Origin of the sequence: Occallatibacter sp., from assembly GCF_049582745.1 — a bacterium.
Classification (GTDB): Bacteria; Acidobacteriota; Terriglobia; order Terriglobales; family Acidobacteriaceae; genus Telmatobacter.
Window position 1 is genome coordinate 16074 of sequence record NZ_JBAUUO010000124.1, and the last position, 22303, is coordinate 38376.

Here is a 22303-nt window from a genome sequence, read left to right on the forward strand (position 1 = left end):
GGCAGGCGACAATGCATATATCCGCACCCTTCATCAAGCGGCCCGTTGCCACCTCGCTCTTGAGCGTTGCCCTCCTGCTCGCCGGTTCCGTGGCCTATTCGGTCCTGCCCGTTGCCTCGCTCCCAGATGTTGACTTCCCCGTGATCGGCATAGGTGCAGGACTCCCCGGCGCCAGCCCCGAAACCATGGCCTCGGCCGTCGCCACTCCGCTCGAGCGCCAGTTCGGACGTATCGCCGGCGTCAACCAGATGACGTCAAGCAGTTCGCTTGGTTCGGCCTCCGTGACGCTTCAGTTCGATCTCAACCGCGATATCGACGCCGCATCCCGCGATGTCCAGGCCGCCATCAACGGCGCGCGGAGCCAGCTTCCCTCGTACCTCCCGCAAAACCCGAGCTATCGCAAAGCTAATCCGGCCGACGCACCCATCCTCATTCTCACCCTTACTTCCGACGTCATTCCCAAGCCCCAGATCTACGACATGGCCGACTCCATCCTCGCCCAGAAGATCGCGCAGATCCAGGGCGTCGGCCAAGTATTCGTCTGGGGCAGTGCACAGCCCGCGGTTCGCGTCGAGCTGAATCCGATGCAGCTTGCGAATAACGGCATCGGGCTGGAGGCGGTGCGAACCGCACTTTCAAATGCAAACGCGAATCGCCCCAAGGGCGCGTTCAGCGATGGGCAGCACCGGTGGCAGATCGACGACAACGATCAAATCTTCAAGGCCTCAGAATATGCACCCATTGTCGTCGGCTACAACAGGCAGACGGGCGCGTCGGTGCGCCTCGGCGATCTGGGCACGGTGATCGATTCCGTTTCAGACATCCATAATGCGGGCTTTGCGGGCAATAACAACGCCGGCCATAGTGGCGTACTGAAAGATGCGATTCTCCTCGCAATCTTCAAGATTCCTGGCGCCAATGTCATGGACACTGTCGACGCGGTTCTCAAGGAGATGCCCCGCCTGCAGACCGAGATTCCGCCCACTATCACAATCAACGTGGCAAGCGATCGAACCACGACTATCCGCTCCAGCGTTCACGACGTCGAGATTTCGCTCATGATCAGCGTCCTTCTCGTCGTCCTGGTCGTCTTCCTTTTCCTGCGTGAGATCTGGGCCACCATCATCCCGTCCATTGCGGTTCCGCTCTCGCTCGTCGGCACCTTCGGCGTGATGTATCTGCTCGGCTACACCATCGACAATCTCTCGCTGATGGCGCTCACCATCTCCACAGGCTTCGTTGTCGACGACGCCATCGTGGTCATCGAAAACATCACGCGTTATCTCGAAGAGGGCATGAAGCCCTATGAAGCTGCAATGAAGGGCTCCAAGGAAATCGGCTTCACCGTCCTTTCCATGAGTACGTCGCTCATCGCCGTCTTCCTTCCCATCCTGCTCATGGGCGGCATCATCGGCAAGCTCTTCCGCGAATTCGCCGTCACTCTCAGCGTTGCCATCGCCGTCTCCCTGCTCGTCTCCCTCACCACGACACCCATGCTCTGCGCCAGGTTTCTCAAAGCGCGCGACGAGAGCAGGCATGGTCGTCTTTACCGCATCTTTGAGAACGCCTTCGACTGGGTTCACCACGAGTACAACTCCGCCTTACGCTGGGTTCTGCGCCACCAGTGGATCACTCTCGGCGTCGCGGTCGGCTGCGCCTTCCTGAATGTCTATCTCTTCAAGATTGTTCCCAAGGGGTTCTTCCCGCAGCAGGACACAGGCAGGATGGGCGGACAGACCATCGCCTCCCAGGACATCAGCTTTCCAGCTTTGAAGGAGAAGCAGCATCAGCTTGCGCAGATGGTGCTGGATGATCCTGCCATCGCAACCGTCACCGCTTTTGCCGGGGGCGGCCGCGGCGGCGGCAACTCTGGCTTCATGTTCGTCGCCCTCAAGCCTCCGAATCAGCGCCCCGGTCATGTAACTGCGGATCAGGTCGTGAACCGCCTCCGCGGCAAACTCTCCAGCGTTCCCGGCGCCCGTCTCTTTCTTCAGGCCCAGCAGGACATCCAGGTCGGCGGTCGCGGCAGCGCCGCTCAATATCAGTACACGCTCTCTGATCCCAATGTCGAAGAGCTGAACACCTGGGCGCCTCGCCTCGAGGCCCGTGCGCGCGCCATGCCGGAACTCCGCGACGTCTCCACCGATCAACAGGATCAGGGTTTGTCTGAAAGCCTGGTCATCAATCGCGACACCGCCACGCGCCTCGGCATCACCATGTCAGCCATTGATCAGGTCCTCTACGATGCGTTCGGCCAGCGCCAGGTCTCCACCATGTATACCGGCCTCAACCAATACTTCGTGGTCATGGAGGTCGATCCCAAATACCAGCTGAGTCCCGACTCGCTCAACAACATCTACATCAAGACAGGCACAACCGGCGCACCTCCATCCGTGCCCAATCTCGGCTCCACAACCGCATCCGCACCGGCCGCGACCACTTCCGCTGCCGCGCCGCCCGCTGCGGCTGCGAGAACGGCCTCCGCAGCGCAGGCATCCTTCGTGACCGCCGGCGGAGCACTCATTTCCACCAGCACCGCTTCGAGCACGGGTACCTCTGCGTCATCCGGCACAAGCTCGGTGGCCTCGAATATCGCTGCCATCGCCGCATCCAACGATGAATCAACCAATGCGGCGGCGATTCAGTCCGGCACTCTCTCCGGCACGAGCGCCCCGTCTTCGTCCTCTACGGCAGCTTCCAGCGCTGCTGCTGCCGCACCTGCCGCCGGCACCACTGCCACGCCCGCAACTACCGGCGCCATGGTGCCGCTTTCAACCATCGCCCACTGGGAAGAAAAACGCACCTCCCTAACCGTGAATCACCAGGGCCAATATCCGGCGGTGACGCTCACGTTCAATCTTGCCCCCAACATCGCGCTCGGCGATGCCGTCACTGCGCTCGAAAAGGTGGAGAGTGATATGGGCATGCCTGCCTCCATTCACGCCACCTTCCAGGGCACTGCACAGGTCTTTCAGGAGTCGCTCAAGAACGAGCCCTACCTCATCCTCGCCGCTCTCGTCGCGGTCTACATCGTTCTCGGCATCCTCTACGAGAGCCTGATCCACCCGCTCACCATTCTCTCCACGCTGCCCCCCGCCGGCGTCGGCGCTATCCTCGCCCTTCTCATCACCGGCACTGACCTCAGCATCATGGCGCTGATCGGCATCCTCCTCCTCATTGGCATCGTGAAGAAGAACGCCATCATGATGATCGACTTTGCCCTCCAGGCCGAGCGCGAACAGGGCCTTCCTCCTGTCGAGGCCATCTACCAGGCATGCCTGATGCGCTTCCGCCCCATCATGATGACCACCCTCGCTGCCATGTTCGGCGGACTCCCGCTCGCCATTGGCATGGGTGTCGGTTCCGAACTGCGCAAGCCCCTCGGCATCACCATCGTCGGCGGCCTGCTGGTATCGCAGTTGTTAACACTCTTCACCACCCCCGTCGTCTACCTCTTCTTCGACAGACTCCAGTGGCGCGTCATGAAACTCCACCGCATCGGCTCCGAACTGGAAGAAGCTCCCGGCGACTGAGGAATGACTCCCTTAGGCATGTATCCAACTCATCGATTCTGCACTCTTTATCTCTTAGGAAGGACGGAAGTATGTGCCTTATTGGATGAAAGGTCCATCGAGATGAGTGGGACTCGAAGCCATGCCGCTTCGTCACAGCGCCCCCGCAAACTTTAGCGCTATACTCCCCCCGGCAATCCAATGCCGGAGGTAAACCATGCTAACCATGGAAAAACTCGACCTCAAAAAACAATGGAGAAATCTCTACCAGCCACCCGCCGGTGAAATCACCATCGTGAACGTCCCAGCTCTCACCTACCTCATGGTTGACGGCGAAGGCGACCCCAACACCTCGAAATCCTTCGAGAATGCCGTCGAAGCCCTCTACTCGCTCTCCTACACGCTCAAGTTCTCTCTGAAAAAAAGTCCCCGCGCCATCGACTACGGAGTCATGCCCCTCGAAGGCCTCTGGTGGGCCGACGATCCGCGCGTCTTCTTCCAGACCGACAAATCCGCATGGAAGTGGACCGCCATGATCCTTCAGCCCGAGTTCATCTCGCGCGCAAATGTCGATGCCGCCTTCAGTGAAGTCCGCAGAAAGAAAAATCCCCCAGCCCTCGATCGCGTTCGCTTCGATACCCTCGAAGAAGGGGAATCCGTACAGACTCTCTACCTCGGTCCGTTCTCTGAAGAAGGCCCCGTCATTCAACGCATGCACGACGCCATTCACGCCGCCGGCAAAAAGCTTTACGGCAAACATCACGAAATCTACCTGAGCGACCCGCGCCGCACCGCGCCCGCCAGACTCAGAACCATCCTGCGTCAGCCCATGCGTTGACCGCGGGCCACCGCATTATCCGCGCCACCGCGCTTGTAGTGTGTCCATGCACCGCAAACAGTGCAGAACACGTTTCGATCCGATCCCACTCGGCGCCTCCATTGGCGAAGACGCTCGCACAAGTGGTATCGTCAGAACAATTCAGATTCATGCGCGACGTTTTCTTCAGCCATTTTTCTCAGACTTTTGCATTCTTTCTGAACCACATTTCGCCCTCCGGCCTAACGCGCTGACACCGTCTTCACTCGCATATCCGTGTTTCCAAGCGGCGATTCAACAAGAGGCGGAGGTATCTCGATGAGTATTTCTCATGAAGCGATGGACGAAAACCTGGTTTTGACCCTTGATGAAATCACCAGCCTTACGAAGGACGGCGGCAAACCCTCCGACACGCTGATGAACGTCGTCGCCCTTATCGCCTCACGTTTTCGCACCGACGTCTGCTCCGCCTATTTACTTGAGCCGGACCGTTCCAATCTCGTACTCGCAGCCTCGCTCGGCCTTCATGCCCGCTGCATCGGCGCTCTCCGCATGCCTCTCCACGAAGGGCTCGCCGGCCTCGTCGCTGAACATGTTCGCCCCGTTGCCGTCGACGACGCCAGCCGCCACCCTCGCTACAAGTACTTCAAGGAGTCCGGAGAAGAGGAATACCACTCTTTCCTCGGCGTCCCTCTCATCGATCGTGGCATCCTCCAGGGGGTCCTGGTTGTCCAGACCAAGGAGCCCCGCATCTTCCGCGACAATGAAATACGTATGCTCGCTGAAGCCGCCGACCAGGTCGCCCCCATCGTCAGCGAAGCCCGCACCCTTGACCGCTTCGTCGCCCCTGCACAGGAACGCCTCTGGTCGCTCGCCCGCAATGTCTGGTGGAGCTGGGATCATGACTGCATCAACCTTTTCCGCGACCTGAATCCCGTCCGCTGGCGCGAGCTCAACCAGAACCCCATCGCCCTGCTTAACGAAATGCCGCTCAGCGAGATCGAGCGCCGCGCCACTGAATTGGTTCTCCACAGCCGCATCAACTACGTCTACCGTCGCCGGCAGGAGTATCTGCAGGGAGACCGCACCTGGGGTGCAGCCAATGCCGGCATTCTTCGCCCCCGCCCTGTCGCCTACTTCTCGGCGGAATTCGGCCTCCACGAATCGCTCCCCATTTACTCTGGCGGCCTCGGCGTCCTCTCCGGCGATCACATCAAGAGCGCATCCGATCTCGACATCCCCCTCGTCGGTGTGGGCCTCTTCTACGGCCAGGGTTACTTCCTCCAGCGCCTCGATGAAAAAGGCTGGCAGCGCGAAGAGTACCTCCAGACCGATATCAAGCAGCTCCCCATGCAGCCCGCCATCGGACTCGACGGCCAGCCCGTGATTGTTGAAATCGCCACTCGTGGCGCCGCCATTCGCGCAAAGGTCTGGCAAGTTAAAGTCGGCCGCTGCGATCTCTTCCTCCTCGACTCCAACGTTCCCGGCAACGCTCCCGAAGACCTCGAAACCACCTCGCGGCTTTACGGAGGTGACTCCCGCACGCGCATTCGTCAGGAGCTTCTCCTCGGTGTCGGTGGATTCCGTGCGCTCAAGGCAATGGGCATCTCTCCCGGCGTCCTTCACCTCAACGAAGGTCACAGCGGTTTCGCCGTCTTTGAAGCCATTCGCTCCCGCATGGAAGACGAGGGCCTCGACTTCTACGCCGCCGCCAGCCACATTCCGCGCGAAGTCGTCTTCACCACCCACACCCCCGTCCCCGCCGGCCACGACCGCTTCAGTCCGGAACTTATCGAAGAACACCTCGGACCGCTACGCGATCAACTCGGCATCTCCCAGGAAAACCTCATGGGCTTCGGCCGCGAACACCCCACCGATCATGGCGAAACGTTCTGCATGACCGTCCTCGGTCTAAAACTTGCCCGCCGCGTCAACGCCGTTTCCTCGCTCCACGGCGAAGTCTCGCGCGCCATGTGGAAGGGCCTCTATCCCGGTCGCTCTGAAGACGCGGTCCCCATCGGCCACATCACGAATGGTGTCCACGTGCCGTCATGGTTGGCTCCGCAGATGTTTCGCCTGTACGATCGTCACCTCGGCGTGGACTGGCAGAAGCGCAGCGGCTCCAAAAGCACCTGGGAAGCCATCGAGACCGTCGACGATGGCGAACTCTGGGAGACGCATCTCGCCCTCAAAGCGCGCCTCCTCGACTTCGCACGCAACCGCGCCGTGGAGCAGGCCGAACGCCGCACCGAGTCGCCGGAATCGATTCGCCGTTTGCGCAAGACCCTCTCACCCGATGCCCTCACCATCGGCTTCGCCCGTCGCTTCGCTACCTACAAGCGCGCCAACCTTCTCCTCAAAGACATCGAGCGCCTGGCCTCCATGGTCAACGATCCCAAGCGCCCCGTGCAGTTCCTCTTCTCCGGCAAAGCCCACCCTCATGACGAGCCCGGAAAGCGCGTCCTCCAGCAGATCGCCGAAATGATGCGCGATTCACAATTTGCTGAGAAGTTTCTCTTCATCGAGGACTACGACATCAACGTCGGCCGTCATTTCGTCCAGGGCGTCGACGTGTGGCTCAACAACCCCCGCCGCCCCCTCGAAGCTTCCGGCACCAGCGGCCAGAAAGTCGTCCTCAACGGCGGTCTCAACCTCTCCGTGCTCGACGGATGGTGGGCCGAAGCCTTCGACGGTCTCAACGGCTTCGCCATCGGCAAAGGCCGAACTCACTCCAACATGGACGTCCACGACACGCGCGACGGCGAAGATCTCTACCGCGTTCTCTCCGGCGAACTCATCCCGCTCTTCTACGATCGCGACCGGGACGGTCTGCCCCGTGGCTGGATCAAGCGTATGAAACGTACCATTCGTACCCTGGGCTGGCGCTTCAACGCCGACCGCATGGTGATGGATTACACGCAGAAATGCTACGTCCCCGCAGCCGGCGGCACCTCCAGCGACATTCGGCCTCTCTGCTGATATCACCAGCATTATGGGACGTTTGCGGCCTTGCGCGGCTTTCTCCCCGCCCCCATCCCGCGGGATAGTTACCTCGTCCGGACTTGAGATCAATTAATTTCAGTCACTTACACGGATGCTCTTGTCACGAAAGTATCCTCAACTACACAATTCGGGTAATGTATCGGGTGGTGACCTGAGTCTAAACTTCCGTCCATAGCATTTTTCGAGACGGTTTCTCCTCCGCATTTCCAGACCGGCATCAATTGAGTATCACGGTCCCTGCCGAGCGGTTGGATCCTCGAAAGCTGCTGGAGGAGAATCTCATGGGCTTACAGGTCTATCGCGAAAATTACTTGGCGGCTCTTGAAGTCGCGCATTCCCAACTCGACCACATCATTAGGGAGTTTGATAGCCTTCAGCTTCGAAAGGAACAGATCGAGGACGTCGTGGGCGCTCTGGAACCCTTCCTTCGCTCCACTTCGCAAGCCAGTCACGAGGTCCGTCAGCTCGAGCCAGTCCATTACGAACTCCGTCAGCCCGAGCCGATTCACGTCGAACCCGTTCGCGAAGCATTGGAGCCCGAGATCGTTCAGCCGGTTCTCTACGCCGCGCCAGTGCCCGCTCCCGAACCGGTCAGACCCGCGGCATTCTCACCGATGCCCGAGGCGATCCTGGATCCGATCCAGAACCGCATCAATCGTGCCCTTGGCCTCGCCGTCGCCTAAGCGCACCGCTCCGCCCTCCAGCAGTCAAAAGCCCCATGCTCTGCTCAAGCATGGGGCTTTCATTTTCATCTTTCGAAACAGAAAACGCAAAATCCTTTCGCCTACTTCATCGCGTACGACGGCGACGTCTCCTCTGCCTTGGTGATGGTCTCAATCAGCGTCACCGGGTAGTACGCATTTCGCGTGTACTGCTTCACCATGCGGTTGGTGTTGAAGAACGACCCATTGAAAGCCAGGGTCGCCCGCATCATCCGCGCCCAATGCTGCGGCTCGCCGCAATACAGCGGCACCACCGCCTTCTCGAGCTTCCTGTAGAGATTCTCGGCTTCTTCTGCATCGTTGGCGCCGTCTTCGATGGCCCATCCGGTCACGCCTTCGATGCAGCCCTCAATCCACCATCCATCTAGAATTGACAGGCTCGGCACGCCGTTCAGCGCTGCCTTCATCCCGCTGGTGCCTGAAGCCTCATACGGACGCCGCGGCGTGTTCACCCACACATCCACGCCCGCCGTCAGCAGCGCTCCGAGGTCCCACGCATAATTTTCGAGATACACAACGCGCAGCATGTCATTCGATAACTTGCTTGCCGTTTCAATCACGTGGTGAATGAGCGCCTTCCCCGGATCGTCTGCCGGATGCGCCTTGCCCGCGTACAGTATCTGCAGCCCGCCTGCCTGCATTGCAATCTTCAACAGGCGTTCCGGATCTGCAAACAGCAGGTTTGCGCGCTTGTACGTTGCGGCACGACGCGCAAATCCCAGTGTCAGCACATGCGGATTCAGCACCAGGCCGGTCCGCGTCGCCACTTCTGTCAGTAATGCTTCCTTCGCCCGGTGATGCGCATCTTTTAGCTCTTGCTCCGGCAGATCGATCGCATTGCGCAGCGTCAGATTGTCCCGCCGCCACGACGGAATCTGCACATCCAGCATCTGCTGCACCGGCTCTGAGATCCACGTCGGAGCATGCACACCGTTCGTAATCGAATCGATCTGGTACTGCGGAAACATTGCGCGCGACACCTTGCCGTGCTGCAGTGCCACACCGTTCGCATAACGCGAAAAACGCATCGCCAGCATCGTCATGTTCAGCAACCCGCCCTCGAACACGCCCAACTTTTCCAGCCGCGCCGTCCGGTCGCTTCCGAGAATTCTGATCGTCTGCTCCGTCGAGAAGCGATCATGTCCCGCCGGTACCGGCGTATGTGTCGTGAACACGCACTTGTCGCGCACCTGCAGAATGTCGGCCTCGGTCGGCGAGTTCAATGGACCGCCGCCCATCTCGCTCTCCAGCAGCGCGAGCGCCAACAGCGCTGCATGGCCTTCATTCATGTGATACACATTCACCTTCAGGCTCAGTGCATTGGCCATGCGCACGCCACCGAGGCCCAGCACAATCTCCTGCTGCAAACGGTAGTTTGTGTCGCCGCCGTAGAGATGATCCGTCAACCCACGATCCCATCCAGAATTGCCATCGAGATCCGTGTCGAGCAGATAAATCGGAACCACATGCCCGTAACGTCCTCGCAGATCGTAGCGCCACGCCCGGACCATTACATCGCGACCCTCGACTGACACCCGTATGCGCGCCGCTTCTTCCGTGCAGAAATCTGAAGGATTCCATGGCTGCACTTCTTCCGTCTGGTCGCCTGCAGGGCTCAGGTGCTGCTGAAAATATCCCTTGCGGTGCGCCAGTGAGAACGCCACCAGCGGAATGCCAAGATCGGCGGCCGAGCGCAGTGTGTCCCCGGCCAGCATTCCCAAGCCGCCGGAGTACGTGGGCATTGCGCGGTCGATCGCAATCTCCATGGAGAAGTACGCGACCAGTCCACTCGTAGGGGTTGTTTCGTATGAGAAGGGTCTAGTTGAATTCAGTTGCATCCTCTACATCTCTCTGCGGCGCTCGCTACAGCGATTCTCCGGTTGCTGTTTCCGGAAGCCGATGCCTTCAAGTCGACGCGACCATCAGGGAGTCGGCGACCCGAGGTTAAACTTCAACAGCGTATGCTTCCCCGAGAATCGCTCTAAATGCCAACAATCTGAAATCGAAAATCTCAACATGCCGCCCGGGCAATGCAAATTTCCAGTGCGGTCTTGTATGCATGAACCGAATGAAAACCTGTCAAAGATTCTAGCAAGGAAAACCGATTTGGTTATAGAGCTTAAAACGGTATGGGGGTAACTTCGGAGAGCCGGTTTTCCACCACATGGTAATGAGATGCAGTCGATCTGGATCGGGAAAAACCCGATGTCTTTCAACGCGAGAGACTCGCGATCACCTTGTGCGCTCCGTTTGAAGCATGGCAAATATATATTTGTGGAACGATTCCTGTTTCAGTGGCGTAACTTGCAGCCAGTCCATCTCGGAACTCATGGGCCTTTCCTTGCTGCACAAGGTTGATGGTGCATCCGCCAAATCCGCCGCCCGTCAGCCGCGCGCCAATCAGCCCCGGCTGATGATGCGCCAGCATGACCATCGTGTCCGCCTCAGCACAGCTCGCCTCGAAATCCTGGCTGTAGCTCAGGTGCGCCTCTGCCATAAGTCTCCCCAACTCTTTCAGATCATGATGGATCAAGGCCTCCGCCGCAGCCACCGTGCGCGTGTTTTCCGTAATCACGTGGCGAGCGCGCTTCAGTGCATTCGGGCTCATCTCCGCGCCCCACTTATGCAAGTCCTCGACCGTTGCATCGCGCAGAAACCGCACCTCCGGCCTGTGCCGCGCAATCACCGCCGCGGCTTCTTCCACCTCCGCACGCCGCGTTGTGTATTCATCGCCCGCCACCGAATGCTTCACCATCGTGTTCGCAATCACCAGCGCGACGCTCGGCGGAATCGGCGCAAGCTTGAAACTCAGATCGCGGCAGTCCAGCAGCAGCGCGTGATTTTCCGCGCCGTTCGCCGAAATGAACTGGTCCATGATGCCGCAGTTCGCGCCCACAAACTCGTTCTCAGCGCGCTGGCACAACCGCGCCAACCGCGGTCGCGGATAGTTAACGCCCAAAAGGGAAGTTACAGCCAGCGCCGTAGCAACCTCAACCGCCGCCGAGCTGGACAGCCCCGATCCCAGCGGCACATCGCCCAGCAGGCTCAAACTCAATCCCGGAATCCGAAGTCCCTCGCCCGCCAGAATCACGATCACGCCCAGCGGATAATCGCTCCAGTCCTTGCTCCCGCCCTTCGGCAGAGATGTTGCATCGAATACACGTTCTTCCTTGAAGTTCTCCGAGTAGATAACGATCTTCCCGTCATCGCGTGGCGAAATCGCTGCCAGCGTCGCGAAATCAATCGCAGCCGGCATCACGAAACCTTCGGCATAATCCGTGTGCTCGCCAATCAGGTTCACACGCCCCGGAGCAGCAAAAATCTCCGGTTCACTCTTGGTGCGGCTCACATGCAATGAACGCAAAACTTCAGGGTCATACATCGTTGTTCATCTCTCGATTCGTTCAATCTCAACTTCCATGGGCCAGCTGAAACAGTCGCCGGGCCCAAGCATGCGCGACCATGGCCCCGTTACAGCCAGTGAATCTACCGGCGCCGTGGAAGGTTCCATCGCCACGCACATCTGCTTCGGACCCGGCCTCTCCGGCCATCCGCCATAACAGATCCACAAACCTAAATAAGGCGTTGCTTCCGCATCAAACGTGACGCGGATACGCAAGCCCGCCGAAAGCCTTTCCAGCGCGCACCAGTTTTCAGGTGCTCGCAGCGGTCCTGCAAACAGCTTGTCCCCGACGCCTGAGTCCGGCGCGTCAGCTACGCGCAAATCAACGCGACTTCCATCCGGCAACCTCGCCATCGGCCACGCCACCGAATCGCCGCCCTTGCCCAGCCGTCCCCCGCCCGAACCCTCCAGCCGCAATGAAGTGATCGACTCCGGCAACTCAATCCGATCTCCCTCTTCCACCGCGAACGAGGGATGCGCCGCCCACGACCAAGGCACTCGCTCCGAACTAAGATTTGTAACCGAATAATCGAGACTCAAAGTCCAACCAGAGCTTTGCTCGGCCAGCATCAGCGTGCGCTCCAGCCGGAGAGGCAACGAAAAACATTCTCCTCGATACGTCATTGAATGGGCTTCTCTGGCCATCGGCTGCCATTCCACGCGCCACAAATCCCCATGGTCCGGAATCTCCGCCGCACCCGCTTCTGTCATGACCGTGCAAGCGCTCACTGACGGCAAACACTCATCCCAACCGCTCGCATCGCCCGCATCGAATCTCATGGTCCGCGTACGCGTCGCAATCGGCGCCAACGGCCGCTGCAGAAGTTCCCGCTCTCCTACTCGAATCGAGGCGATCTTCCCGCCAATCTGGGGAAGCACCGTCACCGCGCATTCACCGGCCCGAATGAGAACGTTTTCAATCTTGGCGACAGTCGCTGCTGATTCCACCATCCTCATTCCTTCTCCACGTCCGCACACGCCGCGCTCATCTCATTCCAGATGCGCTCCAGCCACGCTTCGTGTTCCGGCTTCATCAGCACCGAACGCAGGCAGGTTACATGCCCTTTAACCGTACTCGAATCTCCCGCCGAGCCAAACCAGAATTGCGGCAATTGTACTAGCGCCAGATGCAGGTTGCGCTTCGCACATGCCGAAAAAATCGACTGTGCCAGCTCTGAAGCTTTTGCCTCCACCGCCGTCATCTTCCAGACCACGATGTCCAGCTCTGGCCCCCCAGCCGTCAGCGCCTCAAAGCGTTCATCGCTCCGCAACCGCCGATCCAGCTCCAGCGCCGCTCTTCTACCGGCCGCCAATCCCCGTGCGAACTCCCCGCCCGGCTTCAGCGGCAATAGCCTCTGCGTCGCCCACAAAGCCACCGCTGCCGCACCGGCCCGCGAACACTCCAGGCTGATCTCCCCCAGGTGCAACTCCTTCGAAGTAAAGTACGTATACGGCGAATCGTGCTTGTAGAACCGCCCCACCCGCGGGTCCCGAAACAGCACGCACCCGCACCCATACGGCTGCAGTCCATGCTTGTGAGGATCGATCACAATCGAGTCCGCCTGCCCGATCGCCTCAAACGCCCGCCGCGCCGGCTCATCCAACGCGTCTTCAATCAGCTTGAAATACCCGCCATACGCCGCGTCCACATGCACCCGGAATCCATACCGCTCCCTCAGCGCCAGGATCTCCGGCAGCGGGTCCACCGCGCCAACCGCCGTCGTCCCCAGCGTTACCACCACCGTGCCCACATCGCCCTTGCGCAGCTGATCTTCCAGCGCATCCAGCCGCATCCTGCCTCGCGCATCCGGCGCTACCGATCCATACTCCAGCCTCAGCACGCCCGAAATCCGGTAGTGCGTGTAGTGCGCCTGCTCCGATCCCAGAATTCGGCGCCCTGGCGCAATCTGCCCGGCCACCCACAGCGCCTCCAGGTTCGCCATCGTGCCGCCTGAGGTCAGATGTCCAAGGTATTCCGTCCATCCGAACATCGCTCCAATCTCCGCCACCGCCTCGATCTCCATGGCGGAGCTGGCCCGCCCTCCATCGCGCGCGTGGTTGTTCGGATTGATCGTCATCGCCAGCGCATATGCCGCTCGCGCCACCGGATGCGGCGGCTTCAGCATTTGCCCGGCATACAAAGGATGAAAGTAGGGATAGTTGTTCCCCAGCCGATGCGTCGTCTCCTCCAGCACCGCCGCCATCGGCCCGGCGACGCTGTCGCTCGTGCGCGCTGGTTCAAACTGCGGCAGCGCGCCAAACTCGCGCTCCAACTCTTCCGTGGCGCGGGCCAGCAATTCGGGGACAAGATCTTTGGCCATAGCGACCCTCCACCCTATCACAGCCAACCCACCACCGTAACCCTCTCAGTTTCAGCAGCATCGCGCGCCCCGAAAAAGCGGCCCTGCTCCGAATCTCCCCCTGGTAACCTCGAAAATTTGGGAGCGAATGTTACACTTGGGATAGCGTTAGAGTCGAACCGGGCGTGTGCAGTAGCTCGCCCAACCAAGCAAGATTCTGCCAGTGGTCGCTCCGATTCATCCAGCGCAATTCAATACCAGGAAATACGAGCACAATGGAACAAGGTACTGTGAAGTGGTTCAATGACGCGAAGGGCTTCGGCTTCATCTCGCGCCAGAACGGCGAGGACGTCTTCGTGCACTATTCTGCAATCAACTCGAGTGGTTTCAAGAGCCTGCAGGAAGGCCAAGCCGTCCAGTTCAACGTGGTAAAGGGACCCAAAGGCTGGCAGGCCGCGGACGTTCAGCCTCTGTAAGCCACCGGATTTCGGCAGAATCTAGCAGACAGAAGCAAGGGCTGGGAGCAATCTCAGCTCTTGGCTTTTTCGGTGCTGTCTCTTCATCGAACCCTACGCCAGTTTCGCCAGCGCCTTCAGATCCCCCCACGCATACGCGACCTCCATCAGCTTCGCGCCCCCAATCTCAATCACCTTCGACATCGCCATGTGCGCTCCCGTCTTCTCATAGAAGCCGCGCGAACGGTTCTGCTCCAGCACCCACACCGCCATACTCCTGAAATTCCGCTCCAGCAGCGCGGACGCCATCATCCGCAAAAGCGCCTCACCGATCCCTCGCTTTTGCGCATCCTTCAGCAGATAGATCGCGTAGAGCTCCGCATCGCACTGCTCCAGCGGCTCCCGATTCTCTCCGCCGTGCGCGAATCCCACTACGCGACCATCCCACTCGGCAACAAACACCAGCGCCTGACTCTCCAGCCACTCACGCCACAACCGTGCCCGCAATATCTCGTCCAGCCCCGCCAGGTACGCATCGGGCACAATCCCCGCATAGGTCGTCCGCCAGCTCTCCACATGCACATGCGCGATCGCACCCGCATCGGCGATCCCCGCCGCCCGAATCGCGAACGTCATCCGCGCACCTTCATTCCGTACCGAACCGTTTCCGCAAACTTCCGTCACGCCTCGCGGCGTAAAGTCTCCGCTTTTCCGCCGGGAACTCCGGGTAGTATGAATCAACCCGCCAGGGAACACAGCGGTAAAGTTGCTCAGGTGTCTAGCCGGCACGACCCGGAAAGCTCAAAGGGGGGTGGCTAGCGGCACGGGCTGTGGTGAGATGATTCCACCCCAGCCCGTGATTCATACCCTGCTTTGAGTTCAACTTCCGGCATCTCCAGCCGCACGGCGATTCCTGAAATATCACCCATTACTTTAGGATGGTTAACCCCGCCGTACCTTTGATTTTCTGCGGTTTTCCGATGCTACACTTCGCCAAGTGGAGAAGATAAACATGGATCCCTATCGCGTCGCATACGAACAGGCAATGACAGAGCTGAACGAGATCACCCGGAAGTTCGATCTCCTTCGCCTCCAAAAAGCTCAGGTCGAAAATCTCATCAACGCGTTCCGCCCGCTGATCGAGAGCAACGACCAGACCGCCAACGCCATCGCCGGCTAATCCCGTCCGTGGTTGTCGCAACGTATGCCGGCGCAAGCCGGCATCTCAGTCTGCTTCCTGTTAACCCTTCCCGCAATTTGCATTCTTGCAAGGCGCAAGGCTACTCGCGTACCTGGCATCTTCGTCACGGCGCGCTCACTCCTGCGCGTGCCCCTTCGCATCGCCGAACGCGTCACCAATGCTGCTTGATGGCGGCCCTCAGAGGGTATACTCCGGGAACCGAAGAATAATCCCAGGAGGTCGTTCCCCATATGCCGCATCGCGCTCGCACTCGCTGGCTCGCCGCGCTCTCGCTTGGCCTTGTTGCCGCCTCTCTCGCATTTGCGCAGAACAACGCCGCGTCCTCTGCCGCAAAACCTGAATCCAAAGCCATCCCCACCCCCGATGTTCCCCCCGACTCGATTACCGAAGGCTCTGTCAAAGTCGGCGGCGAGACCATTGACTACCGCGCCGTTGCCGGAACCCTTACCGTCGGCTCTACCGATCCGCAAGACGCCATGATCGGCTTCGACGGCAAATACCTGCCCGACGCCTCGGTCGACATGACCGCCAAGCCTGAAGATCGTCCTGCGACTGCGCGCATCTTCTACACCGCCTACTTCCAGAAGAATCCCACGAAGAACCGCCCCATCACTTTCCTCTACAACGGCGGTCCCGGCAGCGCCACCATGTATCTCCACATGGGCGCGTTCGGCCCCCAGCGCCTGGTCCTCCCGCAGGATTCCGCCCACCAGGAAGGCGCGCCCTACCAAATTGTTTCCAATGAATACAGCCTCCTCGATGCCAGCGACCTTGTCTTCATCGATGCTCCCGGCACCGGCTTCAGCCGCGTCTACGGCAAAGATGCCGGCAAGGCCTTCTACGGAACCGATCCCGACGCTCACGCCTTCGACCGCTTCATCCGCCGCTTCCTGTCGAAATACGATCGCTGGAATTCGCCTAAATATCTCTTTGGCGAGAGCTACGGGACGACACGCACAGCCGTCCTCACCAACCTGCTGCAGCGTAACCTCGATCTCAACGGATCCATCTTCCTCTCGCAGATCCTCAGCTTCGACTCGAGCGCCGACGGCCCGCAAGGAAATCCCGGCACCGACAACGGATACTTCCTTGCCCTGCCCTCGATGGCCGCAACCGCCTGGTACCACCACCGCGTTCCCAGCAAGCCCGCCGATCTTGAACCGTTCCTCAAGGAAGTGGAGCAGTTCTCGCTCGGTGCCTATGCCACAGCTCTTCTTCAAGGCGCTGAGCTTCCCGAAGCGCAGAAGAAAGAAGTCGCCGCAAAACTCGAAAGCTATACCGGCGTTCCCGCGGCCTATTGGATCAAGGCAGACCTCCGCGTCAGCGGCGGCGAATTTTCAAAGGAGCTCCAGTCCGAGATGGGCGTCACCACCGGCCGCCTCGATACGCGCTATGAAGGTCCGGATATCGATCCCCTCAGCCAAGAAGCCGAATACGATCCTTTCGGTTCCGCCACTTCCTCCGCGTACAACACTGCCATCAATCAGTACGCCCGCACCGTGCTGAAATACGGTGAGAACATGACCTACAAGCCATCGGCGCACGAACCCGGCGCCTTCAATTGGAATCTGCACCACACGCCCCCGGGCGGCCAGGGCTGGGACGACTCCAGCGTCAACGTCATGCCCGATCTCGCAATGGCCATGAAGCGCAACCCCAAGCTCAAAGTGCTGCTCATGGGCGGCTATTACGATCTCGGCTGCACCTACTTCGGCGCGACCTATGAGGACAAGCACCTGCAGATTCCGCAGTCGCTTCAAAGCAACATCAACTACAAATTCTTCCAGACCGGCCACATGGTCTACATCACCACGCCCGCTCTCAAACAACTCCACGACGCCACCGCCGACTTCATCAAAAACACCGAAGACGGCACAAAGTAGTCCAATCGCCGGCGGCCCTCTCAGAAGGGGCCGCCTTCACCTCAATGGATGAAGTGTTATTCTGAGCGCCGCACGCTCGGGGCCCCGCGGACAAAGTCCGTGGGGTAAGCGGCGCGAAGACCCTGCTTTTGTCTTTGCCTGCATCTCGATCTGCATCAGCCCTCCTCTACGGAGGACTGGCGCAAATTGGCGTCGCAATTTCCCAATCCCGCGTTAGAATCCGGAACGAGCTTATGCCTTGGAATAGATTGGCGACGGTAACAGGCCTGGCTTTCATGGCCAGCGGAGTTCTCGCGCAGAACAGCTCCAGTGCTGCTGCGATCGACGCCTACATCCAGCCATATGTTCGCAGCGCAAACTTTGCAGGCCAGGTTCTCGTTGAGAAAGATGGCAAAATCATTTTCGGGAAAGCGTATGGCTTCGCCGACCGGGAACACCGCGTTGCAAACACCAATGCGACCCAGTTCCACATCGCTTCAATGTCCATGCAGTTCACAGCTGCGGCAATCCTGCGCCTCGTGGACACAGGCTCGATCAGCCTGAACGAGCACATAGGGGATTTCATTCCCGACATTGAAGGAGCCGACAAGATCACCATTCGCGATCTTCTTACGGAGCGTTCCGGGTTGCCGGATATCAACGCACTCCCTGGCTACAATGATGTTCTGCAACATCATCAAACACCTGCAAGTCTAGTGGCGAACATTCAAGGACGACCTCTGCTCTTTGAACCGGGATCGAAGTTCTTGCATGAGGAGCATTCTGCCTACAATCTTCTCGCTCTCATCGTAGAAGAAAAGACCGGCCTCCCATTTGCAGCCGCCGTCAAGCGACTGGTATTCGGGCCGATGCATTTGACTGCATCCGGCATCGATGACGACTCTCGACCCGACTCGACACGCATGGCCCACGGCTATGAACCGGAAGGAGAATCCGGATTGAAGCCCGCAGCCTCGATCCATTGGTCGGCAAAAACAGGAAATGCCTCGGTATACGCAACCGCAGCCGACGAGGCCCGATGGGTAGATGCGTTGTTCAGAGGCCGTCAGATAAGCGCGTCATCACGTGCAGCGGCGCTCGATACTTCCGTGAGGGTGGGTTACGGCTGGTTCAAGGGTACAAACAAGCGGTACGGCCAGACCGCCTACTCTATGAACGGCAGAGCGCCCGGCTTTGCGTCATTCGTCCTCTATCTGCCGGAAACTCAAACGACGGTCGTACTTCTGAGTAACATTTATTCCTCAGCGACCACGACAATCGGCTATGACATCGCCGCCCTGTCACTCGGTCTGACTTACGAACCCTTTCGCTTTCGAGAGCTTGATCCAGGCGAATTGAAGAACTCGACAGGCATATTTCGATTTGGCTCGGACTTTTACCAGCCCAATGCGAAGGTGGTTCTCACCGTGGATGACGAAGGCCTATTCATGCACTGGCCCTCTGGCGAAGCGTCCGCGTTGATTCCCATGGCAAAGGATCACTTCGTCGATCGAGCCTACTGGGAAGAAGTCAGTATCCAACGCGACCCATCCGGGAATCCCAATGCGCTTCTCTATGGCGAATTCCGCGGGCAAGTGATGAGCGGAGAAAAGTGACCACGCAGGGATCACGCTAATTACCCTTGGCCCTGTCTGGCTAATTTTAGGCACGCACGACCGACAACTGAGCTCTGAACTCGTAACACCGGCCTTAGCCGGTGTTCCTTAGCCCCGCCGAAATCCCGCTGATGGTCGCCGCAATCGCCCGATTTACCTCCGGCGTATCCTCGCCCGCCCGTTTCCGCCGCAGCATGTCCACCTGGATCAAATGCATCGGATCGACATACGGATTCCGCAACCGGATCGAATGCGCCAGCACGCGATTCGTTTCGAGCAATTCCTTCTGCTTCGTAATCGCCAGCACTGCCCGCACGGTCCGACGAAACTCCCCCTCCAGCATGTCGAAGATCCGCTCGCGCAGCTTCGTATCCGTCACCAGTTCTGAGTAGAGCCTCGCCGTAGCCAGGTCCACCTTGCCCGACGCCATCTCCACGTTGCGCAGCAAGTCGATAAACAGCGGAAACTCTCGCGCCATCTCCTGCAGGAGTTCTAATGCGCTAGCCTTCTTCGTGAACTCCTCAATCGCAAATCCCACACCAAACCATGCCGGCACCAGCAGCCGCGACTGCGTCCACCCGAACACCCACGGAATTGCTCGCAGGTCTGCCAACTTCGGCGATTTGTTCCGACGCGCCGGACGCGATCCGATCTTCGCGTGCTCCAACTCGCCCACCGGGGTTGACTGCTCGAAGTACGTCACCACATCCGCGTCATCGAGAATGTGCTTCCGATAAAACCCGAACGAAATCTCCGACAATTCATCGAGCGCCGCCTCCCACTCCGGCTCCAGCACTCCCGTAAAGTGACCTTCGGGATCGCGCGCATTCGGCCTGGCCAGCGCATCCAATGAAGCCGCAATCATCAGTTCCAGGTTCCGCTCCGCCAGCACCTCATCCGCGTATTTGAAATTCAGCACTTCCCCTTGCTCGGTGATGCGCAATTGCCCTTCGAAGGCGTCCATTGGCTGCGCGAAGATCGCGCGATGCGTCGGGCCGCCGCCGCGTCCCACCGTTCCGCCACGCCCGTGAAACAGCCGCAACTTCACGCCGCACTCGCGCGCCACCACGTGAAGGTCGCGATGCGCGCGGAAAATCTCCCAGGTGCTGGTCAGCATCCCGCCGTCTTTATTTGAATCGGAATACCCCAGCATCACTTCCTGCCAGTTATCCCACGAAGCCAGCAGCTTGCGATAGTCCGCGCGGCTCCAAAGCTCCCGGCAAATCGCGGGAGCCCGTCGCAAATCCTCAATCGACTCAAACAGCGGCACTGGCATCAATCCAGGGTCACGGCCAGTGCCTTCCACGGTCACGCCGCCCAGCCGTGCCAGCCGTACTACCGCCAGCACATCTTCAACACTCGATGCCCCGCTGATTACGTAGTGGCGAATCCCCTCTGGCGAGCAGCCCTGCTTTGTCTCCGCCACTACCCGAAACGTCTCCAGCACCGACGTCGTCTCCGCCGACATCCCCGACGGCAACTGCGGCGCAATCGTATCGCTGATCGCCTCCTGCAGCGCCGCCGCGTGTACACGCGCATGTTGCCGAATATCCAGCGTGTGCAGATGCAGCCCGAACGTCCGCACCTGCAGAATCAGCGGATCAATCAGCGTGCGCGCAATCCGCAGTCCCGCATTCGCAGCCAGCGAACGCCGCAGCGTCTCCAGGTCATCCTGGAATTCTTCCACGGAGCAATACGCCGGGAGTACCTGCGCAAGTTTGGCCTGTCCCTGCGCCAGCGTGTACGGCATCACGGGCATCGCGGCGCCAAGCCTACCCGTCTGCTCCAGCGTCCGCTGAATGCGCGCCTTCACGCAGATGATGAACCGCCGATAGTATTCAAATTCATATTGCGCGCCAAACACCTGCGCCTCCGGCGTATGCACCAGCGCCACATACGCATCCAGACGAATCCGCAGCTCATCGCTTACCGGCCGCTGCTGTGCGCTCGTCGTGAGCAGATCGATAATGTCGTCGAGCCGCGCCTGGTAGTAGAGCAGCAGATGTCCGCGCGCCAGTTGAATCGCATCGCGCGTTACATCCGGCGTCACAAACGGATTGCCGTCCCGATCACCGCCGATCCACGACCCGAACCGCAGCACCTGCGGCAGCTCGTGCGGCTCAATCTCCAGGTCGTAGGCCGCCCGCAGCGCCTCCGAAATTTCCTGGTACAGCACCCACAGCGTTTCAAAGATCGAGACATCGTAGTAATCCAGCCCCATCTTCACTTCGTCGTACACTGTCGGTCGCCGCGACCGCACTTCATCGGTCTGCCAAAGGCTCGTGATCTCCGCGCGAATCGCTTCTTCCAATCGCGCAAGATCCTGCTCGGGCATCGGAATCCGATCGAGCGTTGCCAGAAATTCGCCGATCCGTCGCCGCTTGAACATCACCGATCGCCGCGCCACCTCCGTCGGATGCGCCGTAAACACCGGCACAACCAGGATGCGCCGCAGCCAGTCCATCGCCTCGTCCGCGCCAATGCCCACGCGCCGCATCTCGCACAAAGTCCCAACCAGGCTTCCGCGTTGCCGACCCGACCCGCCGCTGAGCTGAATTGCGATCCGTCGCCGCTTGCGATGATTCGTCTCAGCCAGGTTGATCAGTTCGAAATAGAACGCAAACGCCCGAGTCAGCAGAATCGCCCGCTCCGCCGGCAGCGAGTGCACCAGCTCCAGCGCCTTCGCTCCCTGCCGCTCCGCCTCTTTCGTGTCGCCACGTGCTTCCGCGTCCCGCCGCCGGATCGTCCCCTGCCGCAACGCTTCCACATGCGCAAAAAGATCGTCGCCCGCCTGCTCCCGCAGCACCTCGCCCAGCAGCGTCCCCAGCGACCGCACATCGCGCCGCAGAGGAGCCTCCTTCAGTTCGCCCGAACGCGCCTCAAGCTCTGCCAGCCGTTGCGACCAGCTCTCCGGATTCCACAAAAGCCCCATCGTGTCTTGATTATGCACGACGCCAACTCAAGACTGTCTCAGGAGGGCAATACCACCGTGTCATCCTGGTCAGCCTCAACGGGATCGCAAACCGGAAGCGGCCAGCGTCACGTATCTCGCGAGCAGAGAATACGACCGCGAGTAAGGCGATATGCAACCGAATGGTTGCGCGAAATAATTTTGGCGGCCTTTTGAGCAAAGTCTTCTTGTCAAAGAGGTTACGGAGGGGCCTCTCCTTTAAGTCCTCTATCGATTGAACTTAACATGCAAAGTGTTCTTGGAAAATGACTTAGGGGTTACTTTTCGTCCCTGGCTGCGGGTTTTGTACCGCATCCCGGGATCGACGCGCGCGCGTTCCACATTGCCTGCATGCGGAATACATTCGACCTTGAATTCATTATGCGCCGAGGATGGTTAATTACCGGCAAAACCCCGGGGAAGAATTGTGTTTTTAAAATCAACCGGTTAGCGTGGAACGAG

General features: G+C 59.6%; 14 protein-coding genes. 8 read left to right on the top strand and 6 right to left on the bottom strand.

The annotated features are described in order from the left end of the window. Positions 1 to 11: 11 nt before the first annotated feature. The 4 genes from WCA10_RS17440 to WCA10_RS17455 all read left to right on the top strand — a co-directional run bounded on the left by WCA10_RS17440 (position 12) and on the right by WCA10_RS17455 (position 8015). Positions 12 to 3533: an efflux RND transporter permease subunit gene (locus WCA10_RS17440; RefSeq protein ID WP_472823790.1), complete on the top strand. Its 3522-nt coding sequence runs from the start codon at positions 12 to 14 to the stop codon at positions 3531 to 3533. Between the two features lie 196 nt (positions 3534 to 3729). Next, positions 3730 to 4350, top strand: coding sequence for a GyrI-like domain-containing protein (locus tag WCA10_RS17445; RefSeq protein ID WP_472823791.1), 621 nt, complete (start codon positions 3730 to 3732; stop codon positions 4348 to 4350). 297 nt (positions 4351 to 4647) lie between these two features. After that, positions 4648 to 7308: an alpha-glucan family phosphorylase gene (gene glgP / locus WCA10_RS17450; protein ID WP_472823792.1), complete on the top strand. Its 2661-nt coding sequence runs from the start codon at positions 4648 to 4650 to the stop codon at positions 7306 to 7308. Between the two features lie 305 nt (positions 7309 to 7613). Further along, positions 7614 to 8015, top strand: coding sequence for a hypothetical protein (locus tag WCA10_RS17455; protein ID WP_472823793.1), 402 nt, complete (start codon positions 7614 to 7616; stop codon positions 8013 to 8015). Between the two features lie 101 nt (positions 8016 to 8116). On the opposite strand, the gene glgP (WCA10_RS17460) is transcribed toward WCA10_RS17455, so the two are convergent. From glgP (WCA10_RS17460) to WCA10_RS17475, 4 genes are all read right to left on the bottom strand, one after another. Then, a complete protein-coding gene (gene glgP, locus WCA10_RS17460) occupies positions 8117 to 9892 on the bottom strand; it encodes an alpha-glucan family phosphorylase (protein ID WP_472823794.1) in 1776 nt (591 codons plus the stop codon). Positions 9893 to 10266: 374 nt separating this feature from the next. Then, positions 10267 to 11436 carry a galactokinase gene (gene galK / locus WCA10_RS17465; protein ID WP_472823795.1) on the bottom strand — a complete coding sequence of 390 codons (1170 nt, stop codon included), beginning with the start codon at positions 11434 to 11436 and terminating at the stop codon, positions 10267 to 10269. Positions 11437 to 11442: 6 nt separating this feature from the next. Beyond that, positions 11443 to 12414 carry a hypothetical protein gene (locus tag WCA10_RS17470; RefSeq protein ID WP_472823796.1) on the bottom strand — a complete coding sequence of 324 codons (972 nt, stop codon included), beginning with the start codon at positions 12412 to 12414 and terminating at the stop codon, positions 11443 to 11445. After that, entirely contained in the window at positions 12411 to 13778 is a 1368-nt protein-coding gene (locus WCA10_RS17475; protein WP_472823797.1) for a pyridoxal phosphate-dependent decarboxylase family protein, read from the bottom strand. Before WCA10_RS17475 ends, WCA10_RS17470 begins: the two co-directional genes overlap by 4 nt. 254 nt (positions 13779 to 14032) lie before the next feature. Here WCA10_RS17475 and WCA10_RS17480 point away from each other — a divergent pair, with 254 nt between their 5' ends. Continuing rightward, positions 14033 to 14233 carry a cold-shock protein gene (locus tag WCA10_RS17480; RefSeq protein WP_026444771.1) on the top strand — a complete coding sequence of 67 codons (201 nt, stop codon included), beginning with the start codon at positions 14033 to 14035 and terminating at the stop codon, positions 14231 to 14233. 93 nt (positions 14234 to 14326) lie between these two features. Here the strand turns inward: WCA10_RS17480 and WCA10_RS17485 are convergent, their stop codons facing one another. Further along, a complete protein-coding gene (locus tag WCA10_RS17485; RefSeq protein ID WP_472823798.1) occupies positions 14327 to 14848 on the bottom strand; it encodes a GNAT family N-acetyltransferase in 522 nt (173 codons plus the stop codon). A gap of 376 nt (positions 14849 to 15224) precedes the next feature. Between WCA10_RS17485 and WCA10_RS17490 the strand changes: the two genes are divergently transcribed. The 3 genes from WCA10_RS17490 (at position 15225) to WCA10_RS17500 (ending at position 18891) form a co-directional block, all read left to right on the top strand. Then, a complete protein-coding gene (locus WCA10_RS17490; RefSeq protein WP_472808404.1) occupies positions 15225 to 15392 on the top strand; it encodes a hypothetical protein in 168 nt (55 codons plus the stop codon). A gap of 251 nt (positions 15393 to 15643) precedes the next feature. Continuing rightward, positions 15644 to 17296: a S10 family peptidase gene (locus WCA10_RS17495; protein ID WP_472823799.1), complete on the top strand. Its 1653-nt coding sequence runs from the start codon at positions 15644 to 15646 to the stop codon at positions 17294 to 17296. Positions 17297 to 17529: 233 nt separating this feature from the next. Further along, entirely contained in the window at positions 17530 to 18891 is a 1362-nt protein-coding gene (locus WCA10_RS17500) for a serine hydrolase domain-containing protein (RefSeq protein ID WP_472823800.1), read from the top strand. A gap of 94 nt (positions 18892 to 18985) precedes the next feature. Here the strand turns inward: WCA10_RS17500 and WCA10_RS17505 are convergent, their stop codons facing one another. Continuing rightward, complete coding sequence (locus tag WCA10_RS17505) at positions 18986 to 21841, bottom strand: phosphoenolpyruvate carboxylase (RefSeq protein WP_472823801.1); 2856 nt, start codon at positions 21839 to 21841, stop codon at positions 18986 to 18988. Positions 21842 to 22303 lie beyond the last annotated feature (462 nt).